The sequence below is a fragment of the Bacteroides sp. HPS0048 genome (genome assembly GCF_964240755.1).
GTDB classification, from domain to species: Bacteria; Bacteroidota; Bacteroidia; order Bacteroidales; family Bacteroidaceae; genus Bacteroides; species Bacteroides nordii.
On the sequence record NZ_CAXSVC010000006.1, the window covers coordinates 1 to 13242 of the forward strand.

5 protein-coding genes are annotated in these 13242 nt (G+C 39.7%); all 5 read right to left on the reverse strand.

Annotated elements, in window-relative coordinates; translation table 11 throughout:
* Positions 1–612: 612 nt before the first annotated feature.
* Genes brxL through pglX form a run of 5 tightly spaced genes read right to left on the reverse strand, consistent with a single transcriptional unit; the run spans position 613 to position 13230 of the window.
* Entirely contained in the window at positions 613–2694 is a 2082-nt protein-coding gene (gene brxL / locus ACESQI_RS06645; protein ID WP_195661290.1) for a BREX system Lon protease-like protein BrxL, read from the reverse strand.
* 24 nt (positions 2695–2718) lie between these two features.
* The gene (gene pglZ / locus ACESQI_RS06650; protein ID WP_195661289.1) at positions 2719–5259 is read right to left on the reverse strand and encodes a BREX-1 system phosphatase PglZ type A; all 2541 of its coding nucleotides are present in this window, start codon (positions 5257–5259) and stop codon (positions 2719–2721) included.
* Positions 5256–6854, reverse strand: coding sequence for an RNA-binding domain-containing protein (locus tag ACESQI_RS06655; protein ID WP_195661288.1), 1599 nt, complete (start codon positions 6852–6854; stop codon positions 5256–5258). The genes pglZ and ACESQI_RS06655 overlap by 4 nt, the downstream gene beginning before the upstream one ends.
* Positions 6855–6867: 13 nt before the next feature.
* Positions 6868–9690, reverse strand: a complete 2823-nt coding sequence (locus ACESQI_RS06660; protein ID WP_195661287.1) for an SIR2 family protein — start codon at positions 9688–9690, stop codon at positions 6868–6870.
* Between the two features lie 9 nt (positions 9691–9699).
* Complete coding sequence (gene pglX / locus ACESQI_RS06665) at positions 9700–13230, reverse strand: BREX-1 system adenine-specific DNA-methyltransferase PglX (RefSeq protein ID WP_195661286.1); 3531 nt, start codon at positions 13228–13230, stop codon at positions 9700–9702.
* Between the last annotated feature and the right edge of the window lie 12 nt (positions 13231–13242).

Genomic DNA, 13242 nt, shown 5'->3' on the forward strand with positions numbered 1-13242 from the left:
TTAAGAGAAAAGCTCACGTAAAGTAAAACTGTTCTCTTAATTTATAAGAAAGAGGGACATTTACTGAATATCCCTATTTATGCAAATCAGCAGTTGGCAATCATCTACTTTTTCGCTTGTTAAAATGTTACAATTCAGTAAATCATCTCATTAATCAGTTTTCCAGTCTCCATGACAATCAGCATATTAGAAGAATAAAACCACTCATTGTTCTAATTATGATTCCCAAAGAGAAAGAATTAAAACTTATAAAAATATATATGTATATCTACGATGTTTACGAGTCTTCATTCAAGTTCTACTACCAGAGAGGTTCAGTAATAACAATCATCCAATCTTTACCGTTCAGAAACTGCTTACTGTATACCTATTCTGCGGAGCTTATCAGCAATATTTTAAAATCAAAAACATACATACTTTTACCAAGGAATAACTACTTTCATGGTTCCCTGACTTGCCTTCTTACCAAACATTCAATTATAGATTGAATTTGATGCCGGAAGCAATCAGTGAACTTGTCAGACAGTTAATTCACTCAAACCTCAAAATTGTGACAGTATGAAATCATTGATTACTCTAATTTTTAACTAATGAACCAAATACTGATTCACATTATTTATCTTTAGTGAATGTAACCATAAACTCTTTGCATTTACGTTTATCCGGCCGAGCGGCTGCAACAGAATACGGACTATACTTCTCGTATATATCAAGTCCACGTCCCATTGAAATTACCCAACCATTGTCGGTCCTAATACAACGATCGTGAAATTCACGGAAGTTATAATCAAACTCAATGCCATAGCCAATCATATCGTCTTTTATGTCATCCAGTTTATCTATGAGATCAGGTAACTTATCTTCTTCTTCATTGGTCACCAGATGCACTCTAAGATCATCTACGTCGCGGGTATCAATGAGCATCGTCAGAAATTCCATGAGATTCTTTACTTGCCAACTTGTTCGGATGAACGGGTCTTCAATCATAATTTCAGTTGCATCCTTGAGATATTCGGCGAAGAGAGACTGATAAGTGACACCGGTCTGTCCCAGACGGAAGAACTGATTCTTTTCCTGCAAACAAATGAATCTTTTGCGAGACTGTCGTTCTGAAGAAAGCTCTACTTGCATTGTTGTTTCAGCTCCTTCTTGGAAAAGCGGAATATCGCTATCATCCAAATTTGCCATAAAAGTAGATCCTTGGTGAATATTGTTAGGGATGATAAGTGCATTGCTCACCTTCTCCAAAGTCTCCACACTAACCTCTACACCATCCTTCTCACGTACATATCTGAACTTAGCAGGCTCTGCATTAAACGTCTCATCCACGATATACAACTGGTCTTTGACACGCTTACGGCTTTCGGCAGCAAAGTCTATCAACTCAAATGCCTCTTCGTCCGTCATGTTACCATCCGGATAAATCAACTTCACCATGCCAGAAAATGTTTTCCGAATAGCCAAGTGATCACGTTCAGAAAGGGAACCATCAAACTTAGCATAATCCTTCAATAATGCTGTCAAATCTTTATTGCGCAATTCGTGCATAATGGCTGCTATGTAATCGGTAATCAGACCGTATCCTTTTGAGAAGCTATCTTTCTTCAGCATCCTAATCTCCCAACCCGGGTTGTAGAGGTGAATACGATCTAAAAAAGCACCCTTGATAAACGAAGTAGGAATTGATTCAAAAAGATGGCTATTCTTTAGCATATAAGGAACCGTATGTTTCGTGTTACCCACAAAGCAAATAGAAGCGGAAGCCTCATGCGTACCCTTACCACGGTTGAATGACTTATTGGCCAGATAATTTTGCATGGTATCAATTAATACCGCATCTACGGCACGGCCTTTTTGCTGCTCAAATTCATCCCAAGCCACTACATCCCAGTAACCCACCAATCCTAAAATCTCTTTATTACCGCTCATTTTAACAAACAGACGAGGACTGGTCACATCACCACCACTCACTAAAACACCGTATGGTGACAGTTCCTGAAAGACATGACTCTTGCCAGTTCCTTTAGGTCCTAATTCCATAAAGTTGAAATTATTCTCAACATGAGGAAGTAGACGAGCTAACGTAATGAACTTCTCACGCCGATTTAAGGTGTCGGGGTTCAACCCAACGGTATGCATCATGAAGTCCAACCACTCCTCTGTGGTAAAGTTCTTGCGTTTATCTATATAATCTTGAACATCCACATTGGATATTTGTACAGGCTTCAGGGTTTGAATTTCCCAGCGCACTTTAATATCTTCACCTGATATATAGCCAATAGTGACGATACACCAAACACCATTTCCTGATAAGAGCTTGGGATTGTCTGTCACATATTGAGTGCCAATAGGCACATTAGTAAGACCTAAGTTAGCAAAATGAGCTTGGTATTCGTCCACTTTCTCATTGAGAGTAACAGTCACCTTATCAATGATACGATGACGACCCTGCTCACGGATTTTACCTTTAATGACTTCTGACTCCGCGCGATGCACATAATTGTTTTGGATCACTTGTCTCACCCTTTCCAAACCTTCTTCTATGGTTGCTTCGTCATCACAGGCGCAATACTGCCCAAGCAGATACTCCAATACGTATGTAGGTACAGGGAGCCCTCCCTTTACAAGAAAAGCCAAATCTTTACGAACCACTTTACCTATGAAAGCATTCATTATTTTCTGTTGTAGTGTCATATCAAAAAACTTAATCACTAATACTTAAAAGTCTTGTTCTATCATTGTATTATTCTTCACCACTTCACGAATAAGTGGATTCAAACAGTCTTCTTCATCATACACACGTAGTTGTAGCATACCTGAATGTACTGAATGATTCAAGGTCAGCACAACTTCGTATACTCTATTATTCAAATTGATCGTATCAGCACTGTCAAGCGTAATGGTTTGCTTTCCGGTTACGGGTGTATCCCCTTGATACACTTGACAAACGACCTTACGTTCAACTACCGTCATGGAAACCGCTTCACTTTGTATCAATTGAAATTTCAATCTACTGCTTACCATCACGAGATTGTGATCAACCAATGCCACACCCACTTTATTGGTCTTATCAGAGCGTTTCTGCGAACTATGAATCACGGGAATAAGCATTTCCTGCAAAGTCGCTCCGCCATGGGCAAAGCTGTATCCACCAGAAGCAGCCAAACGGTTGGTACCCATAGGTACTCCTATATATATAGGAGTCTCGGCTTTTATTCCCGATACTTTGTCCAATGGCATTGTTACCACCCCTTCTTGCGCGCTAACTTGATCACTCACGTAGTAACGCGTTTTCTTCTCGATAATACCCGCAACCGTCACCGCATGTTTATCCTTCTCTGCAAATTCCACGTCATTGTAGAGAAAACCATGGTCAGCTGTCAGCACAACATTCGTCACATTCCAGGAGGCATGAAGGCGACGAATCAGCACAGCGAGCTGTTCAATAGCTTTGCGACAAGCCGCAATTACATCTCCGACTCCAGCCCCATGACTAGCAGCGTCAATTGTATCATGGAAAATATAGACTAATGGACGTTTAAATAGTTCGCGTGCAGTTTTTACATCTGCTTTGATTACAGTTTCATAGTCTACACAACAAGCACTTTCTTTGTATTTGGCCACCTGTGCCGAACGACTCTCTAAGGTGTCTAATACTTCACCATCTACCAGCATTTCTTTGTTCTTCCATATCAATGAAGTATGAGGCAGAAGAGCCGGCTTGCAGTATTTGGTTTCAGTAGGCAGCATGGCCCGATATGCAGATAGTTTTGCTATATGTTTCTCTTTAGCCAGTTCCTGCATCAGTTCTGCCGCCACTTCATAGCGTAGTGCATCAGAGATGATTACCACCTGTTTACTGTTACTGACACATTCATTAGCATAAAAATCCTCCTGTTTTTTCAACGACAGGTCGTTAAAGTAGTTCCCTTTTTCTATCACACAGGTCATCCATTCCAGATTGAAAACATTAACCATACGTGCATACCCTCCGTCAAACTGTTGTTTCAGTCTATTCAAACAAGTAAGTATAGGAACATCCTTTGACAACAATTCATGATATTCTTCCAATGCACAACGATAGAAGGTGTCAAGCCTGTACAAGTCATTCGTATAGAGTTGCACATAAGCTTCCGGCGTATTCAACTTCAGGCTACCCAGTCCTCTTACCATTTCATAATAAAAGGCCACTTGCATCAAGAAGCTTATAGCTTGTTGAAGCACACTATCGGCAGGAAGTTTTTGGGAAAGCAAACGCAAACGTTCTTGCATTTCTGCAGGTTCTGTCACGAGTTTGCTACCGGCAATTTCTTGCAATATAGGCCAACCTAATTCTTCCGTCAAGTAATAGAAGGAGGCATCCATGCCATAAATGGTAGTCAGCTCCTTTTCGTGAATATCAGCACCTAGTTCTTTCATCACTTTCATAAATTTATCTACAAACTCCCGGTCACGTGTACCCAGTTCATAGATACGATTCATTTGTTCAAGTGCTATACTGCTCTTTATTTTGTAAGCCTTGTAGGGATCATCGGCAATCACATCAAGAAGTTGGGTAATGCTATTATACTTCAAACTCTCCACCAACTCTTTCACCTTCGCCTCTTGGTTGGGTTTGTAACTGAATCCAAATATCTTGGTCAAACGCTCATCAACCGCTGTCTTGGCATCCTTGTTTCGTTCCAACTTATGATAGAAATCCAACCGTTTCTTATTTTCTGAATCCAATCCGAGTATAAACATTCTTATGATGATGTTTTCCCATTCCAAGAGTCTCTTTTCACCCAGATAAGAAGAAATAAAACCGCGGACTACTACATCCTCACTGAATGCTTCCGGCGTAAACCGGTCTTTCAGCATTGCATTTATCTTATTCGACATCAATTCACCGATATGGCGGCTGATAAAGGCGCGATATTTCTCAGGAAGTTTATATTGTTGCATGAATGCGGCATAATCTTCCTCTTTATATTCCATGTTAGCTTTCAGCATGTCCATAAGAGGGAATCTGAGCTGTTGTTCCTCACTTATGGGATAGGAGCCTAATGGAAAGAGCAACACCACACGTTTCTCTTTCCATGCGTATTCAATGTTATATTTAGTATTGAACCAAGCTCCATCAAATACTTTATAGATATATTCAGTTTCCCACGAACAGTCTGCCAAATCATTCATAATGATATTCGCCTTGTCAAAGATAAAAAGCACATGCAACTGTGGGTTACGCTGAAAATAACTGTATATTCTTTCTTGAGTCATAATGATTGCTTCTTTTTATACTTTTGATTCATATCAAAAGGGTTATCGGGAATGGTTCGCTCCAAATACCCTGCTTCTACTAATTCAGTAACATATCTTTTGATATTACTATTATGATATTTCACTCCTACCCTCTCAAGTATCTCCCGACTACTTCTCGGTACACTACAAAAGTTTACTATATCCTTTTGTTTATTGGTAAGTTTCATCTGATGAGTGTTAGGGCATTCATCGGAAGTGTTAGGGGTAGTGTCTAAGTGCTCCGAAAAAGTGTCAGGGCATTCATCGGAAGTGTTAGGGGTAGTGTCTGAGTGCTCTGAAAAAGTGTTAGGGGTAGTGTCAGAGTCAGCTAGATTACTATCCAAGTCTTTGTTTCTCTTTATGGTAGTTAGAAACTCATGTATCCGTTCATCATTCGTAAACTCTACTTGCACTCCTTCCTCCAAGGCACGTTGAATACCACTACCTGCACCTGTATAGGGAAGAAGATAGATAGCATTGCTAAAAAGGAAGTTGTTACGGGGCATCGAGGTGCCATTGGTAATATCTTCTACTTGCAAGCCGTTAGGCAACGTGCCCGGGCTGTGAATTTCCACTCTGTTATCAAAGATAAAGATACGTATGGGAGCTTTCCAATTCAGCGAACGATGGACCAGTGCATTTACAACAAACTCCATCAGGCTCACGTATGGAATCTCAAGCTCGCCCAATGAATTGAACTCTTTTTCCACTTGCACATTCTTGAGGTTGCGAGTGAAGAAAGACATAATGGTCTCAAATTGGTGCAGAAGATTTCCTTCCATTACTGCATCGTTCACCTTATCTCGAAAGGCCTTGCCGCCAATTGAATTACCTACATAGCTAATGCATTTTGCCGTCATCACAGGTAACCAACGCTGGGTGTACTTACCAAACAGTAATATGGCAGCCACTGTAAGACTCCCATCCGGACGGATAAAACGCAGGTTGCGCATCAGTTTATTAAGATCATGTCCTTTGGCAATCGCATTGGCTATCTCATCAAGTGACGCTTCCTGCAAAGCATCGCCAATCATTCCTTTTTTCTCCAATACCATAGCAAAACGGTTTTGCAGGAACTGCTTGATAGTATCTTCATCCAGATCATCTAATGTGGCATCTTTTACGGCGGCTTCATCAGGAGTAAAGCTACCACACTCGGTCATCATCTCCGCCAGCTCCGCATTATCGAAAACCTTACGCTTATCCGCTCCATTTTTCATCCACACGATACCTTTATTGTCATGGTAGGGCTTGTTAATTCCTTCCTTAATAGTAGCTATCACTACACTGCCACCTTCAACGCTGACTGCATCTATCTCAAGTAGGATATTGGGTACCACATTCTCCGAAGCCACATTGCTCAGTAGATTGGTGGTTTCCTGCACTTCTGCATACGACAACGGGTTAAAAGCTCCTGTCTTGTCGTTGATACCAATAACAAGCTGCCCTCCGCGAGCATTACTCATGGCAACCAGCTCGCAGCCTATATCATATTTATCTAAGATACGTTCTTTGAACTGTACCTTACTCACTTCGCCGAGGTCTCTGAGTTTCTGTATATCTTCAGTGGTCATTGTTACAATAAAATTATAGAAGGCTGATGAGATACTGTCGATAACTATCACTCAACCAATTACTTGTTATATATTCCTTGAGTTTATTCCTGTATACTTCGTTTTTAAAGAATCGTTCTCTCTTTTCTTGGTTAAATTTCAAAATCCATTTAACCTCAACCTTTTCAGGCGACATATATTCATCTGGAGAAAGAAAGAATTGCATACAATCATTTGAAATAGCAAATTCGTCTATTATTCCGTGGAGATTTGCAAATATAGAATCCTTCCTTATCTTAGCAAGAATATAACAATAGTTTTCATCGATACTATTTTTATCTTTCTCAAATAGTTCTTTAAATCTGCTGATTGTAGGAATTTGAATAGCATTATGAAACACAAAGTAGATATAATACCAGAAATCTTCAATATTTTCCAAACAATAATCCAATATTGTGTCTTTTAATGACTTCGAACAAATAGGATATAGTAATATCAAAACTTTATCTTCATGATTCTGCTTAAGAGTATCCATGCGAATATCGCTAAATACTAATTCATTTTTCTTTAGTATAGTAGCCAATTGTCGAATGCTTTCTCTGTAATATTCTGTATTATGAGAATTATAAAGCATTTGGCTTATTAGTTTATCTACAAAATCACTAGATGGTGAGTATTGTCGTATAAGATTATTAATGGTTTCATGACCTATTTGCAATTCAAATCTCCAATATTTCAATAATGCTTTATACAATGCCTCTGTATCTACTTCGTTAATATGTGATTTAGAGATAATGAGAAAAAGATTGCATAAGGGATTATAAAAAAACAAATCAGATTTATACAAATACTGACAATCGACGCCTAAACTATTAAGGCATAAATTTATGTATTCAACGCCAGAAGTATCAAATTCTAAATTCATTATGTCGTATCCTTTAAAAATTGATATCAGTTGTTCATGTTCTACATCAAATATCAGCATTTCAAGCATAAATGAATCAAGCGATTCAATTTTTGTTGAACACAATTTTCCGCCAAACATTTTGCTTGTTGGTGTAGCAAAACTATTCAAAATACCCAATGCCGTATTATTACAAACTGATTTAAAATGTTCATTATTATCACATATTATATAATTAGCCCAAGAAAACATACTTTCACGTTGATAAAGTGACATTAGAACGGTGATGTTGCTATTAATGGAGCAACCGCCTTTCTCAGCAGATTTTCGTTGCTGAAAAATTTTTTCTTTAAGTTTATAAGTTTCCACAACGTGACTTCCAACAAACCTGTATGATATTAAGTCTTGAAACATCTTCTTAATCTCTAAATCTATTGGAAGTTTGCTCAAAATATCTTCTAATTCAGAAGCATAAGCTAATTGAAGCTCTTTATCTGAATTGAAACTACCATCTTGCATCTGCTGATATTCAACGCCATATCGTATAGACCATATGTTATATCTACAAATGAAATACAAAATATACTTTTGACGATTCCAATATAAAGGCAATAGTTTTACATACTGTTTGTAAGCCGCCCAATAATCTCCTAACAGATACAAGGTAAACGGGTATTCTAAGTCTTCAATAGTATATTGAATGGATTGTGCACACAAAACCTTTAATCGCTCACACGTTTTGACCTGGTCAAATTTATGCAAGAAACACATTGTAGTCGGTAAAATATAATTATCTATATTCTTACAGAATTTATCATCTAGTATCTTAATTCCGTCTATTTCATATAAATAGTTATAGCATGCTATTTTTAGCAATGACCTTAAATCAATATTTGGATGAGTGATTAAGAATTTCCTTTTTTGTTGATTGGATTGTAACTGTTTTGCTATATCCTCAAAATAAGTCAAGTGTGTTTGCAATCCGCATGAATGCGTATTCCACATCATACTTTTGTTATTTGGGAAAAAATATCTAAGTCCATCGCCAAAAGAATGAAGTTCCTTATTATATGATATAATACGGTCATATATGTAGCTAACAAGATCATTTTTAGATATTGGGCTATAATTTTTTATTGCAAATAAGATTTTATCCGTAAGAAGTCCAATTCCACTTAGAGAACTTTCTGGATAATCAGAACCATTGATTAAATCTACATCTTTCTCGTTAAAATATAATATATTAATACCTTTCTTTTCAAAGTACTGCTTTGTTACAGGATCAGGGTCTTCACATGATAATAAATATGCTCTTTGTATATTCTCGGATAAAATGCCTTTTAGCTCGTTTAAAATCATTTTGAGATTTAAATCCGCAAAAGAGAAACCTACAAACAATACAAGTTTACTAGCAAATAGTGAAAGCACAAAGGCACGAATAAGAGGAAAATTATTTGAATAATTATAATAATCCGTTTCTGTAAGAACAATATTATCTGTTGCATAATCACCATGCATCTTCACAAGAGCATTAGGATGTACCATTTGCGGTATATCTTTATCTTCTCTTACTACAGCATATTGTATGAATTCATTAATAAGTTCTTGTTCGATTAGATCATCATAATTAGTAGTAACCATATGACATGGTTTAAGTGCTAGAATTCTTTTATGCAATGGATTGGGAACAGCCTTATTGTAAAGTAAAACTTCTTTTACTTTATCCATATACTCTTTGTGACCTCTTGCATCTTTATACAGTTGAGCCACCTTCAGCGCATCCATATCATTAGCAAGTTTATCTGGTAACTCTGACTTCATCGTTTTAATAAGGTCGTTCCATGTCGGAATACCGGAGTTTCTTGAAACCCCAGCACCAACAAATACAACCAAACGATTTTCACGGCTTGCTTGTTGTATATGTAACAAATTAGAAAGTTGCTGTTTATCCATTGTACTACTCTATTTTAATTTACTAACTACATCACCCAATTTAGCATAGTTCACCACCACACCATCGTCAAGATCAAGCGGGATAGCTTGTTCAGCTACTACAGCAAGGCGGTCATGATATTCACGACACTCTTTAAGTTGTTTGTTCAGCGTGTCAAGCTTCTTGCGCTCGGCTGTACTGAGGTCGGCAGCGCGAGCTGTGAGATCGGCAATCTTACGACCTAGCGTTTCGATGAAGGGCAGAAGATATTTACTGCGGATGCGTTCGGGGGTATAAGGTGTCATACGATGCAAGTAGGCAATGCACTGAAAGGTGCTTTTTTTGCTCGCAAACAGCCAATAGATGGGACGATTCTGATACATCTTCTTATGGTCTTTCCAAAAGTCTTTCTGCCAATACTGCTCTATGGTCTTACCGAGGATACGCTCAATGTAGTTAAGGTTCTCCACCTGATGCTCCGCGCCAAATACATCGCTCACGAATTGAGCGGTGCGTAGGCAGGCATTATCGGTGAAGCCACTATCGGCGGCCATCAAGGGGAAGATGCCATCATCATCTATCTCGATGATGTGACCATTATAAGTATAAGGAGCCAATTCCTCGGCTGTAGGGTTGGGATGAGCGATATGCAAACCGGGGTTGCCCAAGCGGTAACGTCCCATCCATACGCCGGCAGCATAGCTGAGGAATTGCTTTAATATTACTTCGTCGTGCCATTTCAAGGCATTTCCCTCAATGCTCACCTCTCCTTGTTGCAGGATGGTAATTTCATTCAAAGGTACGTCGGGGGTAAGTTCGTCTTGCAAGTCATAGATGTCGATGAACTGACGGTTGAGTTCTTCTTCATTGGTCTGGAGTTGCATGAAAAAGGTACTCCACTTTTGATGATAAAGATCCATGAGGTCTTGCAATCGGAATGTATGAGGATTATTGTCAGCTTGTGGTGTTGCTGCATCACAATATGCAGTAGTACTAAACAAGGTAGTCAGTGACTCTGTTGTAATGTCTTGTTCGGTGAAATCTATAAGGGAAATAAGCTCGTTCTGTTGAAAGTCCCAAGAAGTTTCGTGGGAATCCCAGTCGAGCTTGCTGATTGTGATGTTAGATTTTACAAACACATCAATCTCTGCAACGTTCTCAATATCTTCATATGGGACTTTACCCATGGGACCTTCATGATAATCTAAGGTAGGAGACAAAGTTTGAAGACAAGCAACTACAATAGGAGAGTTCAAATAACCCATTAGAGTATAAAGTTTATCTTCCTTTATAGGAAAACATACAGATCCTTTAGTCTCAAACAACCAACTTCTATCAAAGAAACGGAAAGATGGTTTGCCTGATGCTATAGTTGACCACGTAGCACCCGGTGAAGTAAAGTATCGCTTTTCATTTCTTATAACAGAACCCTTAAACTCTTTTAGTTCCTTTCCATCATTTTCCCAGTTTACTAAATAGTCCATATTGCCGTACCATCTTCTAAATGGGCCGCCTTTAGTAGTTATGAACCACTTCTTTCCCGATTCTTTTGCTTCCTCAGCCGATTTCATCCCAAAGCCAATCTTTTCAAGATTGACTTCATGCCAATATCTGAGAAATCTCGCATTGTCTGCCGTTTGCAAACCAACGCAGGGTTTAGCAACGGCAGACAATGCGAGATTTCCCGCGAAGCGGGATAAAATTTTTTCAGAAACCCAGTATCCAATCGGGCATCCCGGAATCTTCTCAAAGTTAGCCTGCGGCACATTAGAGTAGTATATCTTTGTACCTTGCCCTGCATAGTTCAAGAACATTTGCTCTTTATCAGCACAACTTTTCCCATCCACCAAACGGAAGTACATTCCACCTTGTTGGACACTGTGCTTTGCCACCACGAAAGCTGTGTTCTGTACCACTTCCCCACTCAGCTCGTCAAAAGTACGAGGACCAAGGTGAAGCATATTCTCAATATGATAGTTGTCGAGTAATGTCTTGCGAAGTTTCTCGAACGAAGAAAGAAACATCCAACTCTGCATATTAATCATGCCATAACGACCGTGTACTTTTAGTCGTTCAATGGCAACCTCCATAAATACAGAGAAAAGGTCTGTTTTTCCATCCTCATAATTCCTTTTCACATATTTACTCAACACCTCATTCATATTACCTCCCCCCATATACGGCGGATTCATCACCAAAGCATCATACTGCTCTGTCAACGCTATCACCAACGCTGCCGCTTCATTCTCTTCAACCCGCGAAGCCACCCATTCACGAGCAGCAGGTGTAAGGTCAAACTTCATAATGCTACCTAAAGAATCGGCATCCTTCAGCAAAGCATTGGCGACATTAATCTCTACCGCTAATCGGGTATCGGCAGGCAAAGGCAATTGTACCTTCGGCATTGTCAGCACCCGTGGCAAGCAATGTGCATCTACAAAACTATGATCGCGTTGACAAGCCTTCAGCGTCAATGCAAAGAGCGAAAGTTGCTGTGCACGAGGATCGAGATCGATACCCGTGAGGTTATCTTGGAAGATATGTGTTATGGCTTCAACACGCGTATAACCTTCAGTGATATAAAGATCGTAGAGTAGATCGAAGCACTCGTTAAGGATATGTCCCGAACCACAAGCAAGGTCAGCCACTTTCAAGTCAGTCAACTCATTGTAATGAAGAATAGCTTCAGCAGGAGTCGGCTCTGCAGGCTCCACGAGGTATTGCCATTTCTCCTTATAAGCCAAAGTGGTATTGGGATTGTTATCGAGATAGATACGCCCCACGGTGTTCTGCACCATGTACTTCACAATCCAGTTAGGCGTAAAAATCTGCGTGGCGGCAGGAATCTCATCAGCTTCAAACTTGCCTTTTTTGGCAAATACCTCATCTTTGCGCTCACTGATGTAGAACTGGTATAGCCAACCAATCAGTTCCGGCGAGCGAAACTCTTCGTCGGTGATAAACTCAGTGTGGTTCAAGAGGTCGATAAAACCATTCTCCGCCAAAATATTGGCGGGAAGCAACAGTTCAGTATAGTCCTCCATAGTGCCAAAGCAGCGTTGCAGGATAGGGTTGGCATGGCACCATGCCACCAAAAGCACAGCAAATTGTTCAGTAACTTTCGTATCGTCATCTAGGAGTTCCAAGAGGTGACGCTTGCTCGCCTCCTCCATTGGAGGGAAAAGCCCTTGCCGGGCTTGGTTTACAATCTGCGGGGTATGTGCAGAGTCGGCGTATGTACTTACCGGTTCGCAAAGTCCGTTCTTCTGTAAGATACGAATGGCTACCAGACGATTAAACCATGTGTAAGCTGCTTGCTCGTATACTTCGTTCACCCCCTTAGCCTGCACCTCCTCATAGAGCCGCATCCATTGGTAATAAAATCCTTCGGAGAGAGTTCGTCCATTCCAAAGCGTACCGCCCTGCAAGAGTTGCGGGCGTAAATTCTCAGCCACTTCGCCCTTGTTATCGAAGCCCAAGCTGGTGAGTTTGGCGGCAATACCCGCCTTTAGTATATTGCGTGCTTCAATAGCAAATTTCTTTAATCTATTGGTTTCCATCTATCTTATTCC

Excerpts from the sequence above, each read along its gene's own strand:
- brxL (WP_195661290.1), bottom strand. The coding sequence starts at position 2,694 with ATGACACTACAACAGAAAATAATGAATGCTTTCATAGGTAAAGTGGTT.
- pglX (WP_195661286.1), bottom strand. The coding sequence starts at position 13,230 with ATGGAAACCAATAGATTAAAGAAATTTGCTATTGAAGCACGCAATATA.
- ACESQI_RS06660 (WP_195661287.1), bottom strand. The coding sequence starts at position 9,690 with ATGGATAAACAGCAACTTTCTAATTTGTTACATATACAACAAGCAAGC.
- pglZ (WP_195661289.1), bottom strand. The coding sequence starts at position 5,259 with ATGACTCAAGAAAGAATATACAGTTATTTTCAGCGTAACCCACAGTTG.
- ACESQI_RS06655 (WP_195661288.1), bottom strand. The coding sequence starts at position 6,854 with ATGACCACTGAAGATATACAGAAACTCAGAGACCTCGGCGAAGTGAGT.